The sequence below is a fragment of the Photobacterium salinisoli genome (genome assembly GCF_003614885.1).
Classification (GTDB): Bacteria; Pseudomonadota; Gammaproteobacteria; order Enterobacterales; family Vibrionaceae; genus Photobacterium; species Photobacterium salinisoli.
Genome location: NZ_QZMS01000011.1, coordinates 430,006 through 450,856, shown reverse-complemented (window position 1 = coordinate 450,856; position 20,851 = coordinate 430,006). Strand labels below are relative to the sequence as shown.

The window sequence follows — 20,851 nt, the reverse complement described above, 5'->3', positions numbered from 1 at the left end:
TTTTATTGATTTTTATTTTCGAAATTATGTGTGAGTTCCATAAGGCGATATTGATAAGCACTTAAGGTTTTTTGTGCTTTTAAAATATCGTCATGGTTTATGTGACCTTTCTCCAAATAATCAAGGCGACCAAGGAATGGAAAAAGGGTATTACTAAATCGGTAGGCCGCTGAAATATTTTCACTGTCATCGACAAGTGCTGCGTTAGCTATGATAGTTCTGGCTCGTTTGAACTGGTCATTGATGAGTAAATAATCCTGAGCCAGCGCTGCTTTTCCGGCCCGGTACTGACTCACTGACTCTTTGGCAGCAATGGAGTCTGGGTAGAGCGCATTGACGTTATTTGCCAGTTCTTCCAATGTCTGGTGCTCATATACCCGTCCGGGAAAAGCCGTCCAGTTCATCATCAGATCATGGGTTCTGGTCAGAACATCTTCTTTCAGCCTGTGTTTGAAATAGGGTTCAGCCTGGATAAGCCTTGACGTAATACTTTCCAGCTGCTCTGCAGTGGCGCCCTTAATGTCACGCTGATACAGGTATTGGCGGACTGCGACAATGGAAAAGACCAGACAACCCAGGGTAAACACTGTAGCCAGCCAGTAACACCAGGCCGGCAGAATGTGTTTCGCTGGCTGTTTTTTGACAGGTTGCTGCTCAGCGGCAGGCTGACTTGCTACTTCTGGCGTTGGGGCTGGCGTGGGTGATGGACGCTGTTTTTGTTTAGCTAATTCTTTTTCGGCCTGTTCATCCAGTTGATCTTTCCATTCAGTAAACTGTCTGCGAACCGGTCCCAGCGATGGGGCTTGTTTTCCCAACTGACGCTGGAGTTCCTGTTCAATATTCAGCGCAAGATGGTGCCCGGCTTCCACTAGGGGCAGATCTTTGAGTGAGACTTTAATTTTGCTGAGTGCTAATGGCATTTGTTCTGCCACCCAGTCAAAAGACTGGATGCGCGCATTGGGTTTACTGGCAACCGGGAATGCGGTGTGCCAGTAAACTATGCATAGGTCATTGAGAACACTGAGTCCATTTACAGCGCCCATCAGTCCGTCAATACGGCACGCAGATACGCAGTAGTAACTGGCACAGCGAAAGTCTTTACTGTGCTGGGTCAGGAGCAATTCTGAAACAGCATAGATTTCTTTCCAGGGTGCCGGAGAGACAAAACTGCTTAATCGATTTACGTTTCTTTTTAAATCAGAAAAGAGATCGAGCTCTCTTGGGTCATGACCAACAGGCAGTTGTGCCGATATTGGTCTGAGTGCAATATCAGTGAATTTCATTATTTAATAGCCAACTTCGAAACTTGTAATTATGAGTAAAGGTGTCCCTGTGACAGGAAAGTAAATTCCTACACGCTAACTTAATGTTTAATTTATTAGTAGATACTAAATAATAGGGCGGACTAATCTTATGTTTTATTAACTCCTCAACGTGCTTTCGCCATGATGTAATCAGGCAGCAGGTAATATGTCGGTTTCAGCAGTTGTTTGTCACAAATCAGCTTTATTTAACACGGTTATGACATTCATGTGCACTGCATTGTAATAGGAAGAATTATACTAAACTAAATGAATGCCATCTTTGCTGGATAAAGATCACAGTTAAATTCACATTCAAGGTGTTGCGTTCGGTTTATTATGGATAAGGCTATGTTTTTTTAGATTGTTTCCTCATGATGCAAGGGGTTATTAGCTCTTGTTAACATGAATGTAGGTAGGGATTTTTATCCTGCGTATTCTTTTTTGTGATTCTTATTCAATATTTTTAAGTTTAATTTAATTTATTTTTATTTGTGTTTTTTAGAGGCTGATCGCACTGGTTTTCTTGATTTTTTTGCAGCTTTAGTAGCCGGGGTGGGTAGCGTTTTTACGTCTGTATTTCGCTGTCAATCTGCAAGCCAATACAGTCAAAATGACAGATTTAATAGGAAAAATAACTTATTTAAAAATAGAGAAAATGAAGCCTTGAATTCATATTTTTATGCGTTTATCTTTCAGGGGTTTTTAAATTAGAGAAAGCGAACATTATGCCTCGTCTTCTTACAGTTGCCTGTATTGTTTATTGTTTCATTCATGCTTCCTTCGCCTCTGCTAAGGGTGAACGCTTCGGTGTAACTGGCGCATACTACGATTTTACTTCTACTGCAGAGGAAGGCGAATCGGGTGAAAACCAGAGTATTCGCTGGGGACTGGTACATACACGGCCGATCGATGATAACAGTGCCCGCTGGCGCTGGTGGTTTGGTCTGAATTATTTTGCGGACAGTATTCCTGCCCCTCAGAATGGTGTTTACCAGGAAGTCACTAATTACGAGTTTCGTGTGCTGCCTCAGTATGCCATACCCGTGGCGAGCTGGCTGACGCCTTATGTTGGTGCCGGTATATCACTCGCTTATAGCGAGTACAGCGAGCGCTGGCATGTCGACGCCGATGAATTCAAGTACGGTACTCAGTTACCTGATAACAATGCGTTCGAAGCCAGTTTACTGCTCAATGCCGGAATGGTGATAAAAATGGGCAGTAATCCTGATGCGCATTTGCAGATTGCGCCTCAGGCGACGCTGATCGTGCCGGTCAATGATGGTCTTGGCGGCGTAGAATTTTCCTTATCGTTTTTATTCTAAGATCGTTTATGACGCACAAAACCCTCATTCTCAAAGTAAACAGTGCCCCGGAAGAGTATGTCGGGGCAAAGCAAATGGAATTTGACAGTCAGGGCGGGACAATCGGTCGTAGTGCTCAGAGTACCTTTCATCTGGAAGATCATAATAAGTATCTGTCAGCAACACACGCCCTGATCACCTGTTATAACGGTGAGTATTACCTTAATGACATCAGCACTAATGGTACCTTCATTAATGGTAAGCGTACGCTGAAGAGTCAGCCTACAGTCCTGCAGGAGGGCGATTCTATTTCGATGGGGCGCTATGAGTTCAGTGCGGGGTTTGAGAATGAAGTGCATCACATCAATCTGGCAGAAGACATTATGCCGGATATGAAAAGCAACGATCCCGTCGACAGTCTGAACCTGATCCTCCCGCCTGAATCTGAAATGCTGGGAGACGGAACGATAGAAGATTTGTTTCTGGCACAAGATGATAAAGCGGACTCTACAGAACCGCTTGCTCATCTTCAGGAAGTGAATGAAGAAGCTGAGTCACTGATTGAAGATGAAGAACCCAACCAATTTGTTGATTACAACACAACGCAACGACAAATCCTTGACGATAGTGAAAGCATCCATTCTGAAATGGATGTTCCCAGCCTGATTCCGGAAGACTGGAATGCAGAAGATGACAGTTTTTCAGTTCTCAATCAGGCGCAGGCTTTCTCAGCGCCAGGACCAGAAACCTTCTTATCGCCAGGACCAGAAAAGAGCATCAAACAAACCGGGCCAGCTGAGCGTTTAACATCGCCTACCCAGCCTTCATTAACAGAGCAACACATTCACTCCAAATCAGTGCGGACTATCTCAAAGCAAGCTGACTCAAAGCAAGCTGAGCCATCCGCTCAGCCTGCACAACAGGCGTTTTTGGAAGGTTTAGGGATTCCGTCAGAGTTACAGCATCTTTGCGACGAGAACTGGTTTCGTCAAATGGGGCTGAGCTTAAAAGGATGCCTGGATTCACTGAATGCTGAATTGCATCGCTCTTTGGTGATGGCAGGTGAATCCGAGTCAGCCAAGCCACATTTACTGGACAGTATGATGTCGCTTTACCAGCAGTCGGTTCTTGAGCCTTATGAGTTGATCGAGCATATCCAGGAAGAGCTGGATGCGCACCGATCCCGGTTACTTCAGGCGCGTGACGGTATTTTCCAGCAACAGTTAGATGCTTTATCACCGTCGGCATTTGAAGCTAAGCGAAAGGCTGACGGGGGATGGTTGAAGGGCCAACGGACCTGGAAAGCTTATCAGGCGTATTTTTCTGAACAGCAGTCAAATTGGCGGACCGATGAAAAACATCGCTTTGATACAAGCCTGGAATCAAAGTACAGAGAATTATTACAGGAGCAAAATGCGTAATTATTTTTTGGGATTGCTGGCCGCACTGACACTGTCAGGGTGCGCAGTATGGGAGCAGTTCAAAGATACCACCGGGCTTATCCCTGAAACCGCGGAAATAGAAGTGCACATTATGACCGATAAGAGCCTGAACCTGCGTCCTAACGGGTCATCATCACCGGCTATTCTGCGTATCTATGAATTGTCTTCACCGGTCTTGTTTCGCAGCCTGGATTTCTTTTCATTATTTGAAAACGACAAAGCCGCGCTGGGTGATGAGTATATTAAGCGCTATGAGTACCAGTTAGAGCCAGATCAGGAACTCACCGAATTCTTAAAACTTCAGCCAGAAACACGAGCAGTCGGATTTGCAGTTGCTTTCCGGGATATTAACGGGACCAGTTGGCGGACTATACACACCATTGAAGAGCGGGAGAGTTATTATCTGGACGTGAATCTGGTGAATAACGTGTTGTCTGTAGAGCGAACACAAGGCGTAGAACAGATTTATTTCTAAGGAAGCATTATGTCATTGTATAACCCGGTTGTCTGGCAAGACGGCATGTTCATGAAACCGCAGCATTTTCAGCAGTTGGATCGTTTTCACTCTCAGCAAATGAGTTTGTATACCGCTTTCAGCTCGCCATTAAATTGGGGAATCAGTCGGTTAGAGATTAATGCCGAACTGCTGAAAATGGGTAAAATTGGCGTTACTGTTGCGGAGGGGATATTACAGGATCGCACACCGTTTGCTTTTCCTTCTGAAGCATCAGCGCCTGCACTGCTGGAAGTGGACACATCCACGGTAGATAAAGTGGTGTATTTATGTTGTCCTCTGCCTTCTGAACAGGGGGAGCTGTATACCAATGCGGGCGACGGCGCACGCTATCATCTTCACGAGCAGCAAGTGGTAGATTGTCAGTACGAGAGTGAAGATACCACAACCATTCATGTCGGCAGCCTGAATTTCCGCTTGATGTTAGAGACTGAAGATCGTTCAGCTTTTACGTCGATCCCTATTCTGAAAATTTCGGAAGTCAAAAGTGACGGTACTGTGTTGCTTGATGACAAGTTCATTCCCACTTGCCTGGATATTAAAGCTTCTGCTGTACTGACCAAGTTTGTTACTGAATTTGCTTCTTTGCTGAAACATCGAGCTGAATCAATAGTTAGCCGGCTTGGTGTGGTTGATCAGCAAGGTGTATCTTCGGTAGCGGATTTTATGCTACTGCAGGTAGTGAACAAGTTAGAGCCGGTATTTTGGCACTTAGCTGGCTTGGAAGGTGTTCACCCGGAAGCACTCTACCGAGTGTTGCTGCAGGCTGAAGGGGAACTGGCAACATTATGCACATCATCACGCCGGCCTGAGACTTTTTCTCCCTATAATCATGGTGATCTGACTGACTGTATGTGGTCTTTGATCAGCAGGAACCGCAATAGCCTGACCGTAATGTCAGAACAGCGTGCCATCCCACTGGTGCTGAAAGAGCAGGGCTACGGTATACGCGTTGCCAATATTGCTGATCGCGATATTATTCAGACCACAACCTTTATTCTTGCAGTGAAAGCTGATGTCACACTCGATGTACTGCATACTCGCTTTGTATCTCAGGTTAAAGTGGGTAGTCTGGAAAATATTCGTGATTTGGTGAACTTCCAGTTGCCAGGTATCGCTATTAAAGCAATGCCGGTGGTGCCACGTCAGTTACCTTACCATGCGGGCTTTACGTATTTTGAGCTGGACAAGGGGTCTGATGAATGGAAAGCATTGTCTTCTTCTTCTGGGATTGCAATGCATGTTTCCGGCGATTTCCCGAATATTGAATTACAAATGTGGGCCGTCAGATTATGAGTCAGTTCGATGATGACATAACAGTCGTTCTGTTTCAGCCTGAGCCAGGCAAACCTCTGGAGGTCATGCCGGCGCCGGAAGTGCCACGCAATATTGCAGTCAAGCAGCTGGAAATCAAAAAGCTGGGTATTAACCCGTTGGTTGATGAGTTTACCTGGGTACTGGCTTGTCTGACCTGTATTCCCTCTATTCCATGGCTGGATGATCCCACCTTGCTACGTGAGCAAATTGGCAGGGAGATTCAAGAAGCCGAGAAGCGATTACTGCTGGCAAACACAGACAGAGCATCGCTTCTGGTGATGCGTTACTGTGTCTGTGCCGCGGTTGACGAAGCGGTGTACAGTCAGGAGTGGGGAGAGAAAAGTAATTGGAGCACACACAGCCTGCTTGCTGAGTTTCACAATGAAACATCAGGTGGTGATAAATTCTATACGATACTGGACAGGCTAAGACAAGATCCCAAACGTTACCGACAGCTTATCGAATTTTTATACTTTCTGTTGCAGGTTGGTTTTAAAGGGAAATTCGGTCGCGTTGAACGGGGTAATGAAAAAATTGCGGATATAGCCGAAACCATTTACCAGTTGATCAAAGAAGACCGGCTACAGGATCAGGAAAAGTTACAGTTAGTGAATTTAAAGGCCGCTGTTATTAGTCGGCCTTTAAGGCGTGTGATTTCGCCAAAACTGACTATTGGTTGCACGGTTGTGTTATTGGCAGCGATGTACTCAGCCACGTATTGGATTATAGATTTTAAATTTAACCAACTGATTGGCTGAATCCTTACATGGGTTCTGTAATCATTCAATTCTACAGGCATTAAAAATCGAAGATGCCACAGTGAATTTTCAAGCGAGCAATGTCGGTGCCGGATAAGTACACATCTGTGGCAGGAAGGCTGTGAGTGGCTATATTATTGTGCTGTGTTCACAATACGTGATGTGATATAGCCACTCTGCGTTGTAATCCGGAAGAGAAAAATCACTTCCGGATTACAGCTGAAACGGTATCAACACTGAACAAAAAACACTCCCAGCTTGTTGTTATCCGGATCTCTGAAATAAGCCGCAAAAACGCCGGGCTTTCGTTCACCGGGCTCACCTGCGTCTGTACCACCCAGCTCAAGGGCCTTTTGATAAATGGCTGTTACCATGTCGGCAGAATTGGCCTGCAGGCCAACCATGCTGCCGTTACCGCTGGTGGCCGCTCGTCCGTCATGTGGTGTGCAAATGGCGATGCCCACACTTTCGTTTTGGGTTTGCCATAATACAGAACGCTCGGTTTTCATGGTCTTTTTGGCGCCAAACAACACCAGCAGTGCGTCGTAAAAACGTTCTGCTCTGGGTAAATCATTCGTGCCTAACAGTACATTACTTATCACGCGATCTTTCCTCCTGGCTCTGGGTAGAAGCGGGTATCAAGTTTACGAATAAGTCTGGTTTAGATTGCAAGCCTGTCCAGTTTTCCGGCGATAAATTGTGCAGTTCATCAATGAGCCACTGGATCCCGTCACCAGGAATGAAATCACGATATCACTGAGCGTCTGGCGGTAATCCTGGCCCGGCGTCTGCGATTGAACAACCAAGTAAACGGCAGGGTAAGTAAGATATTGGCGGCTAACCCCAGGATGACACCAAACATCAGACCATTTAGCGAGAGTGGAATGCCGGGTTTGAAATGGGCAAGGGTTTTCTGTAACGAGTCAAAGTGTGCAGGTGTGAACATGTACACTGATTTTTCAATTAATGTCCCATGCTCAAAAACGGTCATCCCTGATTTCAGATCTTCATACAGGCTCAGGGTTGCTTGCTTTTGTAAGGCGTCCGCTTTAACACTGGCTTCAGTATTTGCCAGATGTTGTTCAATCATCGCTGTCACGTCAGGATAACCGTATTGTCTGGCGGTGTTTTCGTAGCCGTTAACCTGCCATTGTGTGGCTTCAAATAATCCGGCCAGATATTGCTGATAGTGATCGGCCAGTAAAGGAACCTGAAGCGCAGCAATCAGCATGACGCCAAACAGCAATTTATCAACAATTCTTCCTACCAAGGGACTTTCCTTTTTTGGTTAAAGTGGCGCAAAGCGACATTCGGTTAACGTCTTCTTTTTCAGCTTCGTATGTTATAGCTGATAACCAGGCAGGATTGTTGAAGTAAAACGTGCGCTGTGCTCATCGTCACAGGTCAGCCCGAACCGGAATTTAATGGATTTTTTATGACAAATCCGCGCTCAATGCCCGACTGAAATCCGACTTTTTCATAAAGGTGATGTGCCTCTGGCCAATTTTCTCCAGATAGCAACATGACTTTATAGCATCCCATCTCCCAGGCCAGCGAAAGCGCTTTTTCGATGACCTTCTGGCTCAGTCCTTGCCGTCTGTATTGTGGTGAGGTCACCACATGCTCGATGATGCCAAAAGGCTGACCTCCGTTCGTCATGGTTGGTACCAGGCCAAGCTGGCAGGTGGATGCCAGCACCCCATCAATATCGGCAACAATGATTTTGGTGTGTGGGCTGTTGAGTATATCCTGCCAGCTATTCATTGCTTGCGAATCAGATAATACAGGGTCATGAGGCCGCAGCTCCGCGTAGAGCTCGCGTAATGCTGCTAAATCACTGACCTGACAGCAACGGATGATTTCCAATGGGTTTCTCCTGTTTCTGAAAGGTGAACAATGAGGCTGTCAGCTAGGAGGCACAATGCGGATGAACCGCACACAGTCCTTTCCAGTCTTCAAGATCTTGCTCTGGTTTTTCTTTTCGGAACTGAGCGTAAAGGGTAATTCCTTGCTTATCTTCCAGAATATCAACCTGAACGCCTTTTTCCCGTAACAGGTTTTCGTTCCCTGAAGCATTGGTAACATCGCCGACGACAACCCGTTTGAATCCTCTCATATACAAGAGTGTTGCACAGACATCGCAAGGACTCAGGCTGGTAAACAAGGTGGTCTGGCTGAAATCTATCCGGCCAGCATCGCGTATCGCAGAGGTTTCACCGTGGTTGTACGGGTGATCTTCCTGAACCAGGGTGTTGTGACCTTTACCTACAATGTGTCCGGTCTGGTTATGGATGATGACCGCTCCGATCGGACAGCCCCCTTCGTCGTAGCTTTTTTGTGCCAGCAGGACAGCAATCCGCATGTAGTCTGCATCGGATAACTTGCTTGTGAAATCATGGTCCATTAACACAGGCAAGCTGGTCGTCGGCATATGGGCGATCGCACGAAGCGCGGATTCATTGATGTCTGAATGCTGATTCAGCAGGGTCGTCATAACCATCTCTCTGTTCCAAGATTGAGTTTCGAAAGTATAACTCTGATTTTGCAGATTATTTTAGTTCATTCATTGCTCATTTGCTCGGGCTCACATTATTGGACAATGCGAAAGTTTTGATGGCGATCTTTTTTGGCCGCGCTGACTTTGTCACATGGAGCAATGCGCGAAAAAATGGAAGAGTACTGTGAAAGCAGGCTAGCCGGTGAGGGTAAATTAAAACACACCTCGGCTTTGAATATGATTAAGTCAGACATGATTCGGGTATGGTTGTCATTGTAAATGTTAGGGTTATATTGACGCGGCTTGATTTGTCATCATTCAGTATGAAACGCCAAAGGGGAAGTGGACGGTATTTATGGTTTTATCAATATTGGCAATGAAAACACACTAATGATTCTGGGAGTAAACTGGAGCTAATAAAAAGAAGGTGATTTTATTTGGTTGTCTTTGTTTGCAACCTTTAAAGAGGGGAAAGTAAAAGTTTTGCATAAGTCATTAAACTTCATGTGTTTTTTATTGTTTCATCTGATTTCAATAAATGAAATGTGATATCAGGCGTGAAATGCTTGGAGGGGTAAGTGATTGTTTTTTTGATGGTTAGTTGTTGAGATGGTGTTTTCCTTTATATGAAGGTTGTTTTTACTTTTCAGTGAGTAAATACATTATTTACAATGTTAAAGGTAAATAATGATTTCAAGCTTTGTTATTGGTCTAAATTTAGTGACTATTTTGATTTTAATGAAATTAATTCGGTACATTAATCTGCATTTTATATTTTCACCATTGTTTTATTTTGATTTCTTTGCTTGATATTCTGTTTTTCATGTTTGATGAGCTTTTTTATTTTTGTTTTTAGTGGCGTGTATATGGTGGCCTATAGTTATCAATGCGAGAACAGTTGGCTATTGACATAATTTCGCATTACTGACCACTCTATGAATATTAATAAATAGGATGCAGAATGATGAAAAGGAATCTGGTGTTTATTGCACTTGCGGGTCTTTTTATAAATAACGCACATGCAAATGACCTGAATAATTTTGTAAAAATGAATGAAGAAGCCACTTTTATTGAAGGCGACAATGTAGTTCATGTCCCGGAAGCCGATGAATATTCACTGCAACAAGAATACTCTTTGGCAGAAAGGGCGGCAGCGATGGGGGCTGTAGCCGTCTCTGCCGATGGAACCCAATTTAAAGCTGATATATCGGAAGAAACTCTGGCGCTCTTGGACCAAGCGGTCAAAATCATGCAAGAGCAAGGATTTGACTCGAGTGTTTTCTCGACCGAGCCTCACGAAGCGACAGTGCCGGCACTTCCGAACGATGTGATATCACCACTGAAAGTAATCGGTGCGGATAATCGCGTAAAAGTGACGAATACAACGTCGGCACCGCATTTGTATAATGGCCGGATTGCTGTGGGTTGTACGGGAACACTAATCACGAAAACACACGTGTTAACGGCTGGTCATTGTGTTTCCAATGGTTCTGGAACCTGGTATAAATCACTGAATTTTACTGCCGGTCAAAATGGTTCGTATAAGCCCTGGGGAACGACGACCTGGAAAAATGCCGTCACGACCACAGCCTGGCACAATAACGGTGATACAAATTATGACTATGCCATTATTGTTCTCGATAGCGCTCCTCATGGAGGTCACTCAGGCTGGGGAACCTATTCTGACGGTACACATAGCGTAACGGGGTACCCTGGTGATAAACCGACAGGCACAATGTGGACAGATTCCGGCTCGACCTCTGCCATATCGAGCTACAGGGTTTGTTATACGCTTGATACAGCTGGCGGCCAAAGTGGCAGTGGTATTAAAGACAGTAATAATTATGTCAGAGGTATACATACCACAGGTTCTACAACGAGAAACTGCGGTACACGTTTGACCAGTACTGTTTACAATACGCTCAAAAGCTGGATTGCCAATAATCCTTAAATCATCCGAAAAGACACTTTTCATGAAGCTCAACATTGTTGGGCTTCATTATCGAGAAAATGACATGAAAAAATGCATTGCGATTGTACTTTTTATGATGATACAAGCCTGTTCCACAACAGATAACTGGAAGCGAGTGATGATTTTGGGGAGTGCTGAAGCAAACGATCCGATACTTGCTCAAGTTCAGTTGCTTGAAAAAAATGGTGAGGTTAAAGATGTCACAGTACTCGAATCATTTCCGGTTCAGATATGGCTAACCGCTTCTGACGAAACGATAGATAGGTTGCAAAATATGCCACGAAAAACGGTTTCAGACCAATGAGTATTTTCTGATTCTTGCTGTGCAATGGAAAGTGGTAATATTAACAAGTCATTGCAGTACAGTGTAACGCCACCTCCATTGCGGTATTTCAGGCAATCTTTTGCTGTATCTTATTTACCTGCTCTGACAATACTGCCATATCGGTTTGTTTATTACCTTTTACAACGCTAATCCACTGAAGCCCGGTTTCGTCTTCGTGCTCGAATTCAATCTGCAGCTCATATTTACGTGCAGAAACTAAAGCGCCCAGCGCGCCAGTGATAAACCCGAACGGCATGAATATCCAAGCGATCCCTGAAGGCTCCATGAACCCTATGACGCTGGAAACGAGCATGCCGATAATGAATACTCTGAGCAGGTGATCTTTCAGTGTATTTACTTTTACTCTCGCATTTTTAATTCTTAATAATCTGTATTCATCGTTTTTGTAGGTGAAATACTGACGACAGATTGAAAAATCTTGGGCGTTGGTCATCGACTTTGTTTACCTTCTTGCGTGTTGCTTTCTTTGATGGAGAGCGAAGAATGCGGTTATTTTCTGCCTGGTTCGTGCGCTTCATACTGGGGCAAGTTGACATCCAGACTATCCCAGTTGGCTTTCGATGTGACGAAGTTATGTGATATGGGCTTTTCGACGATCTCTGAGTCGAGAATGCCGAGCCGGATCCGGATGCGGGCAGGATCTGCTGTATTGGAACTGTATATCGGCGACGCGCAGACTCGGCAGAAATGGCGTTGCCTGCCAGATTTTAATGCAAAGTAATGCAGTAACTCCTGTCCTTGGGTAACCGTAAAATCAGCGGTGTTTACAAACCCGTTTGTGGCAAAAGCAGAGCCTGTCGATTTCCGGCATAAAGAACAATGACAGTGAATGATATCGCTGATTTTTCCGGTAATGGTAAGTTGTACGCCACCGCAAAGGCAGCTGCCGGTATACATAAGAACTCCTTGTGGCTCTAGTAAGACTGATGGCATCTGACCGAATTCAGGTCTGTTGCATCAATATCTTGTTTCCCGTGCGCCGTGTGAACCCGACAACTGCTCGGTTCATTTGGCCGCATTATCCTGATTTATCGCAACTTTTCATGTATTTCGTACTGTATGCTTTCATTTTTGTGCGCTTACGCAATGTGTTGCTATCGCAGGCTCGCATTTTCCCATTTCTGCCATTCTCTGCTGTCAGCGATTTGAATAGTGAAACGATTTACGCCACTCGCTTGGCGTCACATTGCACTTCTTTTTGAAGTGATCCCGAAAGGAGGTTGCAGAGGTAAAACCGACTTGTGCAGCGACAGACTCTATCGGCAGTGTCGTTGACTCGAGCAGTTCCTGAGAGCGTTGTAACCGTTCCGAGAGTAACCATTCACCTACAGAAGCACCTGTTGCTTTTTGAAAGTGGCGGGTGAATGTCCGGCGGGTCATCATCACCCGTTCGGCCAGACTATCCAGTTCATGGTGTTGATCAAGCGTACCGCGCAGGTATGCCAGCAAACGGTTGATGCGTTCATCCTGTGTGGTGGCTGGAACCGGTCGTTCAATGAACTGGGCCTGTCCACCGTCGCGATGAGGGGGAATAACCATGCGACGGGCAACTTTATTGGCAATGGCACTGCCATAGCGCTGTCGCAGCAGATACAGGCAGCAGTCCAGCCCTGCGGCTGTCCCTGCCGATGTCACAACAGAGCCATCATCGACATAGAGTGCGTTGGTATCAAGGATGGTATCCGGAAATCGCTGGGAGAAATCCTGCTCGAACTCCCAGTGTGTTGAGGCCCGGCGATGATGTAATAAACCAGCATAAGCCAGTACATAGGTGCCAAGGCATAGGCCTACGATTTGTGCCCCACGGGCATGTGCTTTGCGTAAGGCATCTAACAAGGCACTGTTTGGTTGCTCAGAAGATTTGCGCCAGTAAGGAACAATAATAATGTCGGCATTGTTTAATCCGTCCAGCCCTGACGGAGCATCAATGATCAGGCCATGACTGGAACGAATCTGTCCGGGCTCACCGGCACAAATTGTCAGATTAAAAAGCTTCATGTCAGGCAGTATGTCATCAAAAATGATGCAGGGAACAGAAAAGTGAAAGGTACTGAACTGGTTAAATGCGATAACAGCAACTGTGGGTAATGACATGACGATTTTAGTTCCTTGCTGATACAGACTGAAATGAAGTGCCCTACAGGACCACTGATGAAAAGGGCACTTGACTATCTATCAATGTGCAAATAAATAACACTCACCATCTTCGGGAATGAGCACACGATCCATTGCCTGATTATCTGCCAGATACTGGCGCAGTGCCTCCCGTGTTAATACCGCGTGGTTAACCGCTTCCATATGGCTGGCGATGATTGTGGCATTCGGGGCGGCTTCATACACCGTAAGGACATCTTCTTTGTTCATGATAATCGGGCCAAGGCCAGTCACTTGCGCATCACCACTGTTCAGCACGATGATCTCCGGCTGAAATTGTTCGATGCTGCTCTGAACAAATGGGTTCCAGACGGTATCTCCTGCTATATACAATGTCGGCTCATCAGGGTGAGCAAGTACGACGCCCGATACCTCACCCATACGTTCGCCAATAACCGCCATGACCTCATCGCTGCCGTGCTGGCCGTTGGTAATACTGAGGCTGATACCGTCATAGTCTGTGCGGTTCGCAAGCACGCGAATATCGGAGAAGCCGGACTGACCAATCACATCAGCATCGGCCTGATGCTGGGCAAAGATCAGCATATCTTTCGGGATGACCTGCTTGGCGACTTCATCCCAGTGATCCGGATGCGTATGAGTGACGATAACGGCATCCACATCCAGTAACGCTTCGATGGGGCAAGGCAAATCGACCAATGGATTGTTCAGATGGCTGTTAGGTGTTCCTTCAAAACCTGGGTAGGTGCCCTTGTCAGCAAGCATAGGGTCGACAAGTAATTTTTTTCCTGCAAATTCAATGAGCAGTGTTGCGTTGCGGATTTGAGTAAATTTCATGATATGTACTCTCTGATAATAACTCTGTGTATTGAGCTTTCATTATCAGAGTATTTTCAAGGTGTTGTGAGTGGCCCGCGGGACATAGTTCAACGAGATCGGGACAAGCCACCGGTCTCGTAAAACCAGTTTCACTCACCCCAAACGGTGTGCCCACTTGCCCTTGTTCTCTCGTTCGCAATTTTCTTCAGTGTCATACGAAATAAAGGCAGACGACTTGCTCGGGCGAATGCCAATCGTTGTCAGTTTTGCCACTATTAAGGCGTCGAGCGCAGGCTTTCCTTCCTCATAGAAATGTGACAGGTTCGTATTGGTATCGAATACGCAAACCACTTTCAGGCTTTCGGGAAAGTGCGAATAATCGACCAGATGGGTCAGCCACTGAAAGCCGGGGTAGGTCTCCAGCGCATGATCACACACTTCTGTCAGTAATAGTCTGATTTGGTTATCCGTTTTCTTATCGGTCTTTCGCATGTTTATCTCGTTGAGGGCGGCAAGCTTGACGCTTTGCTCGCAGCACTGGTTGTCAGAAAGGCGATACGGTAGCGTTTTGGACAGCACAATAAAAGTGCCTGCAGGGTTTCAGTTGTCTGGTTTCTCGTAGCTGGCGATGAGGGTAGTGGCCCGGACCGACGGCGTAAAATAATGTTGCTTTACTGCAATATATTCTTTGTCGTTAAAGAATTGATTTTTCATTTCTTCGCTGGGGAAGCGAATAGAGAAAACACGGTTGATAGATGCAGACACCTGTGAAATCAATACCTCTGAGACTTTGAAGTCATAGCCAAAGCTGCCGTTATAGCGGGATAAAATGGGGGTCATTTCACGTCTGTATTGTGCGTAAATTTCATCATTCGCGACATCGAGCGCAACCAGCATTTCAAAAGACATAGCTATTTCCCTATTCTGTGTTTATCTGAAACCCTAGGGTAATCCTTTGGGAAAACATAGCCAGTTGAGTGAAGATTCAGAGTTTGCTCAAGGAATATCTTGATAATTATCCGGAATGCTACCAGAACAGACAGTGTATTGATGAAAACATCGCCTGTCTTGCTGAGAACTGTTGCTAATGACCTGCTGGGTATCCATAGCTTGCTCCTATCTGAACAATCCGTGATTTCAATTACCTTGCCAGAGCAACTTTAGGTACTCTTTATCTAATTTAAATCAGTTGGTTAGCAGTTTATGAATAAGAAAACAGCATTAGTGGTGGAAGGCGGTGCTATGCGGGGTATTTTTGCCAGCGGGGTACTGGATGCCTTTATGGATGACAGCTATAACCCTTTTGATCTGGCTATCGGCGTTTCAGCTGGCGCATCCAACTTACTGGGATATCTGGCAAATCAGCCCAAGCGCAGTTACCGCGTTATCACGCAGTTAGCGACGGATAAGCGATTTTACAATCCCGCCCGTTTTCTGAAGGGAGGTAATCTGGTGGATGTGAAGTGGCTGATTGATGAATCATTACGGCTTTATCCGCTGGATCAGCACAAACTGTTCGGGAAAACAGCACTGATTGCCGCAGCAACCAATATCCATACGGGTACGGCGGATTATTACAATGTGAATCCCTCCAATGTCAGCGATGTCATGGAAGCCACCAGTGCGCTGCCGATTGCTTATAAAGCAACACCTTGCTTTGCCGGCGGCTGCTATACCGATGGCGGTGTGGCAGATTCGATCCCGGTGCGGGAAGCCTACCGCCGCGGCGCAAAAGATATTACGGTGATTTTGTCACATCCGCTCAGCTATCAGATGAAACCGGCTAAATATCCGTGGATGATGAAAAAAGTCTTTGCCCGCCAGCCACAGATAGCCGCAGCTATGATCAAACGAGCTGATAACTATAACGCTTCACTGGCGTTCATCCGTCAACCGCCGGCAGATGCCACAATCCGGGTTATCGCCCCGCCGGAGAGTTTTAGCGTGAAGCGTTTGACCATGCGAAAATCCACCCTGGATGAAGGTTATAAGATGGGCCTGAAAGAAGGCATGCTTCATATCCATCGCCGGCAGTCTCTCAATGGCTCTCATGATGAAAACTGTCAGTTTTGCCTGTGAGAAACAGTTTCCTCGCAATAAGGGCTGAAAATCGCTGTAATTACAATTTAACAATCGCCTTTTTCAGTAGGATGATTTCAAATTGAGCGTAAATCACCCAATAACGTGTTTATCTGAAGGAAATGATGAGTGTATTAGTTTCAGCCTCCTGGCTGGCAAGGAAAAGCGGATCGCCCAACCTGGTCATTCTGGATGCCACCATGAAGAGTGTGACTGGTGATAATGTCGACCTGGACACTCGGCAGTATATTCCCGGCGCTATTGCGTTTGATTTGGAGCGGCATTTTTCTGATGCTTCTTCTTCGCTGCCTCATACCGCCCCGGATTATGAGGCATTTCAGCGAGAAGTCTCCAAACTGGGCATTGAGACAGATTGTGAGATTGTCATTTACGATGCAAAAGGTATCTACTCAGCGCCACGGGCTTGGTGGCTGTTTAGGTTGATGGGGCATAAACAGGTTTATGTGCTGGATGGCGGTTTGCCTGCATGGATCGCTGAAGGCCGGGATGTTGTCGCTTCTCCCGTCATTCCCGAGAGTGGTAACGGGTGGCAGGGTGCATATCACACCGCGTGGATTGCTGACTGGCGAGAACTGGCAGAAAAAGCCGGTCTGCCAGGGCATCATATTATCGATGTGCGTGCCGCTGGGCGGTTTTGTGGTCAGCAGCCAGAGCCACGGCCAGAATTGAGAAGCGGGCATATTCCCCATGCGATAAACCTGCCGTTCGCCTCTTTTCTTGAAGGTGGTCAGTATAAAGATCCAGATAAATTACAGGCGTTGTTTGCCCAAAAGCAGGTGTTCGCCGACGATCGGCTGTACTTCACCTGCGGTTCAGGCGTAACTGCCTGCATCGGGCTGCTAGCAGCTTATCTGTGCGGGTACAGAAACCTGTCGGTTTATGATGGCGCCTGGGCGGAGTGGGGGCAGCGAACCGATTTACCCGTTGCCTAGTGCCTCGGTTCGCTGATGATGATGGCGTTTAAGAGACGACCTGATAAGCCTGGATCTTAGGCAGTTTCAGGGAAATCAGGGTGGTGAGGGCGAGAAAGACGAAAGATACCCACAGGCAGGCGGACAGGCCTGCAACCTGGAACACCCAACCGGATAATACGGTGCCTATCAGTCGGCCCATAGCATTGGCCATGTAGTAGAAGCCGACATCTAACGAGACGCCATCGTCTTTGGCGTAGCTGACAATCAGGTATGAGTGCAACGACGAATTAATCGCAAAGATCGCCCCAAAGAGCATCAGCCCACCAATGATCACCAGTTCCGGTTGCCATTGTATTTGCACCCCGTAAGCGATACCTGCGGTAATGATGGCCAGCAGCAGTGCCCAGCGTGTTGCGGCTTGTCCGTCCGGCACTTTGCCCTGCGCCTTGCCTGTCAGTTTGGGGGCAAAACCCTGCACAAAGCCATAGGCCATCACCCAGGCCGCCATGAAGCCGCCGACAGCACTGTGATTCCAGCCAAACACTGAACCCAGGTAGACAGGCAGTGCAACCACAAACCATACATCCCGCGCCCCGAACAGGAACATGCGGGCAGCAGAAAGGATGTTGACGCTCTCGGATTTAGAGAACATCTCGGCAAATTTGGGCTTATTTTTTGCTTTGCCCATGTCAGCTTTCAGCGTCAGGAGACTGCTGATGAATACCAGCGCCAGCACACCCGCCATGGTCAGTACTGCATTCTGGAAACCCATAATGCTTAGCAGTAAACCACCGAGGAAAAAGCCAGCGCCTTTGAGGGTGTTTTTTGACCCCGTCATCAGCGCGACCCACTGATACAGCGCACTTTGTTTATTGTCAGGCACCAGCGTTTTGATGGCACTCTTGGCACTCATCTTGTTGAGATCTTTGGCGATTCCCGACAATGCCTGTGCGGCCATGACCCAGGGAATCGTCAGCATAGGGTTGGGGACGGCCAGCATCAGCAGGGCAACAATCTGCATGCCAAGGCCAATGTTCATGGTCCGGTTCAGGCCCAGTCTGGCGCCCAGCCAGCCGCCGACCAGGTTAGTGACCACGCCGAAAAATTCATAGAACAGGAAGAGGGAGGCGATGGCCAGGGTGGAGTAACCCAGCTCGTAAAAATAGAGGACGACCAACATGCGCAGCGCGCCGTCAGTCACAGTGAAATTCCAGTAATTGAAGGTCACCAGCATATACTGACGGACCGGCTGGCTGAATTGCGCGAAATATTTAGCAAACATAGACACGACACCCGTATTGTTCGCCGTTTCGGCTGCTGGCTGCTATGCCAAACCCAAGCATGTGCAGACAGGCGCGAAACGGCAAAACACTGTTTATTATTGTGACGCTACCTGGCGGATGTAATCGACCTGGACCGGTTTGGTAAAGGCCCCCGGACGCAGCGCCTGAACCTGTTCAATAATGCGTGACAACGGCCAGCCCATTTCCAGCAACAGATGAGCGGCGAGCAGACCGGTACGGCCTGAGCCACCCATACAATGCAGAGCGATGTTGCCCCCTTCTGCAATAATTTTATGCAATTGCGGGCTGGCTGCCTGCCACTGTGCGGCAAATTCGCTATCAGGCGCGGCATCGTCTTCAATGGGAGTGTGCGCCCACACCATGCCAGACTGTTCAACCTGCAGGCCCAAATCAGCGACTTCTTTGTCTGTCATTTCCTGCTGATTGATGGCAGTAACGACAGCGCGCACCCCTTGTGCTTTCAGCTGTGTCAGGCTGTCTGCCAGAGAAACGCCTTTGGTGCCGGGGCAGGGTGTCAGTACCAGTGAACTGGTATCGGTAACGGGTAAAGTCCAGATTGGATGTGTCATTGTTATGGCTCCTGTTATGCCTGTCCGACTTTACGTACCAGTTCCGCCGTGCGGGTGGCGTAACCCATTTCATTGTCATACCAGGCATAGATTTTCACCATACGCTTGCCGACCACCATGGTAGACAAAGCATCCACTATGGTTGAGCGCTGATCGCCTTTATAGTCGATAGACACCAGCGGACGGTCTTCGTAGCCTAAAATCCCCTGCAGTTCGCCTTGCGAAGCGTCTTTCAGCAGTTGGTTGACTTCTTCGGCTGTGGTGTCGCGTTTGACGTCGAAAATGATGTCGGTCAGTGACGCATTGGCCAGCGGGACACGCACGGCATGGCCGTTAATTTTGCCTTTCAGTTCCGGGAAGATCTCGACGATGGCCGAGGCCGATCCTGTGGTGGTCGGGATCAGGCTCATGCCGCAGGCACGGGCGCGGCGCAAATCTTTGTGTGGTGCATCCAGAATGGTTTGGGTATTGGTTAAATCGTGGATCGTGGTAAATGCAGACTGCTCGATACCCAGTTTTTCATGGATCACTTTGACCACAGGCGCAATACAGTTGGTGGTGCAGGACGCTGCCGTCACAATACGGTGCTGGGCAGGATTAAAGATATGATCGTTAACGCCTACCACAATATTGGCAATGCCTTCTTCTTTCACCGGTGCAGATACGACGACACGCTTCACACCCTGCGTCAGATATTGATTCAGATACTCGGTGTTGCGGTGTTTGCCTGTTGATTCAATCACCACGTCACAACCAGACCAGTCAACGGCATCGATCGCTTTTTCCTGCGTGGCCAGGATGGCTTTACCATTAATGACAATGTGATTGCCTTCCGCTTTCACTTCGTGATGCCAGCGGCCCTGCACGGAATCGAATTCCAGCAGGTGAGCCAGGGTTGCGGCATCGCCGGCAACATCGTTGATCTGTGCAAATTCCAGTTCTGGCCAGTCAAACGCTGCACGCAGTGCCAGACGGCCAATACGGCCAAAACCATTGATACCTACTTTGATTGTCATCGTTAACTCTTCCTGCATTATTGGCAACAAACGGGTCGTTGTTTCATTACCATGAGTCGTTCACTGTCCTGTTGGTACTCCTGCTCTAAACAGTTCGAGTCCACCAGTCCGTAAATTTGTTTTCGCATCCAGCCGGGCAGATCGTCAGCTAACCGGTAAAACACCCATTGCCCCTGCCTGACATCAACCAGTAATCCGCTGGCGCGCATCACAGCCAGGTGACGTGACATTTTCGGCTGGCTGACCTGCAGTGCTTCGGTCAGTTCCGCCACACACAGGCATTGCTCTTTGACGATTAACCGTAAGCAACGCACACGGGTTTCATCTGCCAGCAGTTTAAAAAATTGATGTGGTAGCATGCTTATAACCATATTCGAATTTCCGTATATATTAGTTGGATGCCGCGTTTGGTCAATCCCTGCGAAGCCGATGTCATGAAATCTTCATATTGGAGTATTGGCGCTGTTTAGCGGAGCAGACAATGCTCAAGATGAGAGGGTTTTGAAAAAGAGAGCTATCGCTTTGAAGACTTAGTGGCTATGAGGCAGGAATAAAAAGGGTCC

At 47.2% G+C, this 20,851-nt stretch carries 24 protein-coding genes; 9 read left to right on the top strand and 15 right to left on the bottom strand.

The window, feature by feature from the left end; all coding sequences use genetic code 11:
• Positions 1-2 precede the first annotated feature (2 nt).
• Positions 3-1,283 (bottom strand): type VI secretion system ImpA family N-terminal domain-containing protein, encoded by a 1,281-nt coding sequence (locus D6M16_RS13480; protein ID WP_120512387.1) that lies wholly within the window; start codon positions 1,281-1,283, stop codon positions 3-5.
• Positions 1,284-2,029: 746 nt separating this feature from the next.
• Between D6M16_RS13480 and D6M16_RS13475 the strand changes: the two genes are divergently transcribed.
• Genes D6M16_RS13475 through icmH form a run of 5 tightly spaced genes read left to right on the top strand, consistent with a single transcriptional unit; the run spans position 2,030 to position 6,636 of the window.
• Entirely contained in the window at positions 2,030-2,626 is a 597-nt protein-coding gene (locus D6M16_RS13475; RefSeq protein WP_120512386.1) for a hypothetical protein, read from the top strand.
• 8 nt (positions 2,627-2,634) lie between these two features.
• Positions 2,635-4,026, top strand: a complete 1,392-nt coding sequence (tagH, locus tag D6M16_RS13470; protein ID WP_120512385.1) for a type VI secretion system-associated FHA domain protein TagH — start codon at positions 2,635-2,637, stop codon at positions 4,024-4,026.
• On the top strand, positions 4,019-4,522 hold the full coding sequence (gene tssJ, locus D6M16_RS13465; RefSeq protein WP_120512384.1) for a type VI secretion system lipoprotein TssJ: 504 nt from the start codon (positions 4,019-4,021) through the stop codon (positions 4,520-4,522). The genes tagH and tssJ overlap by 8 nt, the downstream gene beginning before the upstream one ends.
• Before the next feature lie 9 nt (positions 4,523-4,531).
• Positions 4,532-5,857 carry a type VI secretion system baseplate subunit TssK gene (tssK, locus tag D6M16_RS13460; RefSeq protein ID WP_120512383.1) on the top strand — a complete coding sequence of 442 codons (1,326 nt, stop codon included), beginning with the start codon at positions 4,532-4,534 and terminating at the stop codon, positions 5,855-5,857.
• Positions 5,854-6,636, top strand: coding sequence for a type IVB secretion system protein IcmH/DotU (gene icmH / locus D6M16_RS13455; protein WP_120513177.1), 783 nt, complete (start codon positions 5,854-5,856; stop codon positions 6,634-6,636). Before tssK ends, icmH begins: the two co-directional genes overlap by 4 nt.
• A gap of 230 nt (positions 6,637-6,866) precedes the next feature.
• Here icmH and D6M16_RS13450 read toward each other — a convergent pair whose 3' ends face one another.
• The 4 genes from D6M16_RS13450 to D6M16_RS13435 form a co-directional block, all read right to left on the bottom strand.
• Positions 6,867-7,238, bottom strand: a complete 372-nt coding sequence (locus D6M16_RS13450) for a VOC family protein (protein ID WP_120512382.1) — start codon at positions 7,236-7,238, stop codon at positions 6,867-6,869.
• 143 nt (positions 7,239-7,381) lie between these two features.
• The gene (locus D6M16_RS13445) at positions 7,382-7,906 is read right to left on the bottom strand and encodes a DUF2937 family protein (protein WP_120512381.1); all 525 of its coding nucleotides are present in this window, start codon (positions 7,904-7,906) and stop codon (positions 7,382-7,384) included.
• Positions 7,907-8,040: 134 nt separating this feature from the next.
• On the bottom strand, positions 8,041-8,502 hold the full coding sequence (locus D6M16_RS13440) for a GNAT family N-acetyltransferase (RefSeq protein ID WP_120512380.1): 462 nt from the start codon (positions 8,500-8,502) through the stop codon (positions 8,041-8,043).
• A 43-nt stretch (positions 8,503-8,545) separates the two neighbouring features.
• Positions 8,546-9,130, bottom strand: a complete 585-nt coding sequence (locus D6M16_RS13435; protein ID WP_120513176.1) for a nucleoside deaminase — start codon at positions 9,128-9,130, stop codon at positions 8,546-8,548.
• A 964-nt stretch (positions 9,131-10,094) separates the two neighbouring features.
• Between D6M16_RS13435 and D6M16_RS13430 the strand changes: the two genes are divergently transcribed.
• Positions 10,095-11,084, top strand: coding sequence for a trypsin-like serine peptidase (locus D6M16_RS13430; protein WP_205576893.1), 990 nt, complete (start codon positions 10,095-10,097; stop codon positions 11,082-11,084).
• A 22-nt stretch (positions 11,085-11,106) separates the two neighbouring features.
• Positions 11,107-11,409 carry a hypothetical protein gene (locus tag D6M16_RS13425; protein ID WP_120512379.1) on the top strand — a complete coding sequence of 101 codons (303 nt, stop codon included), beginning with the start codon at positions 11,107-11,109 and terminating at the stop codon, positions 11,407-11,409.
• Positions 11,410-11,497: 88 nt separating this feature from the next.
• On the opposite strand, the gene D6M16_RS13420 is transcribed toward D6M16_RS13425, so the two are convergent.
• The 6 genes from D6M16_RS13420 to D6M16_RS13395 all read right to left on the bottom strand — a co-directional run bounded on the left by D6M16_RS13420 (position 11,498) and on the right by D6M16_RS13395 (position 15,294).
• The gene (locus D6M16_RS13420) at positions 11,498-11,884 is read right to left on the bottom strand and encodes a hypothetical protein (protein WP_120512378.1); all 387 of its coding nucleotides are present in this window, start codon (positions 11,882-11,884) and stop codon (positions 11,498-11,500) included.
• Positions 11,885-11,940: 56 nt separating this feature from the next.
• A complete protein-coding gene (locus tag D6M16_RS13415; protein ID WP_120512377.1) occupies positions 11,941-12,348 on the bottom strand; it encodes a GFA family protein in 408 nt (135 codons plus the stop codon).
• 240 nt (positions 12,349-12,588) lie between these two features.
• Positions 12,589-13,545 (bottom strand): GlxA family transcriptional regulator, encoded by a 957-nt coding sequence (locus D6M16_RS13410; protein ID WP_120512376.1) that lies wholly within the window; start codon positions 13,543-13,545, stop codon positions 12,589-12,591.
• An 81-nt stretch (positions 13,546-13,626) separates the two neighbouring features.
• On the bottom strand, positions 13,627-14,403 hold the full coding sequence (locus D6M16_RS13405) for an MBL fold metallo-hydrolase (protein WP_120512375.1): 777 nt from the start codon (positions 14,401-14,403) through the stop codon (positions 13,627-13,629).
• A gap of 135 nt (positions 14,404-14,538) precedes the next feature.
• Positions 14,539-14,877 carry a Fis family transcriptional regulator gene (locus D6M16_RS13400; protein WP_120513174.1) on the bottom strand — a complete coding sequence of 113 codons (339 nt, stop codon included), beginning with the start codon at positions 14,875-14,877 and terminating at the stop codon, positions 14,539-14,541.
• 108 nt (positions 14,878-14,985) lie between these two features.
• On the bottom strand, positions 14,986-15,294 hold the full coding sequence (locus tag D6M16_RS13395) for a DUF1330 domain-containing protein (RefSeq protein ID WP_120512374.1): 309 nt from the start codon (positions 15,292-15,294) through the stop codon (positions 14,986-14,988).
• Positions 15,295-15,588: 294 nt separating this feature from the next.
• On the opposite strand from D6M16_RS13395, the gene D6M16_RS13390 reads away from it, so the two are divergent.
• Together D6M16_RS13390 and D6M16_RS13385 are read left to right on the top strand one after the other, a co-directional pair.
• Positions 15,589-16,464 carry a patatin-like phospholipase family protein gene (locus D6M16_RS13390; RefSeq protein ID WP_120512373.1) on the top strand — a complete coding sequence of 292 codons (876 nt, stop codon included), beginning with the start codon at positions 15,589-15,591 and terminating at the stop codon, positions 16,462-16,464.
• Positions 16,465-16,589: 125 nt separating this feature from the next.
• Positions 16,590-17,417, top strand: coding sequence for a sulfurtransferase (locus D6M16_RS13385; protein ID WP_162941035.1), 828 nt, complete (start codon positions 16,590-16,592; stop codon positions 17,415-17,417).
• Positions 17,418-17,445: 28 nt separating this feature from the next.
• Here the strand turns inward: D6M16_RS13385 and arsJ are convergent, their stop codons facing one another.
• The 4 genes from arsJ to D6M16_RS13365 form a co-directional block, all read right to left on the bottom strand.
• Positions 17,446-18,681 carry an organoarsenical effux MFS transporter ArsJ gene (gene arsJ / locus D6M16_RS13380; protein ID WP_120512371.1) on the bottom strand — a complete coding sequence of 412 codons (1,236 nt, stop codon included), beginning with the start codon at positions 18,679-18,681 and terminating at the stop codon, positions 17,446-17,448.
• Between the two features lie 96 nt (positions 18,682-18,777).
• Positions 18,778-19,272, bottom strand: a complete 495-nt coding sequence (locus tag D6M16_RS13375; protein WP_120512370.1) for a cyclin-dependent kinase inhibitor 3 family protein — start codon at positions 19,270-19,272, stop codon at positions 18,778-18,780.
• 14 nt (positions 19,273-19,286) lie between these two features.
• Positions 19,287-20,288, bottom strand: coding sequence for an ArsJ-associated glyceraldehyde-3-phosphate dehydrogenase (locus tag D6M16_RS13370; protein ID WP_120513172.1), 1,002 nt, complete (start codon positions 20,286-20,288; stop codon positions 19,287-19,289).
• A gap of 17 nt (positions 20,289-20,305) precedes the next feature.
• Positions 20,306-20,647, bottom strand: a complete 342-nt coding sequence (locus D6M16_RS13365; protein ID WP_120513173.1) for an ArsR/SmtB family transcription factor — start codon at positions 20,645-20,647, stop codon at positions 20,306-20,308.
• Positions 20,648-20,851: the final 204 nt, after the last annotated feature.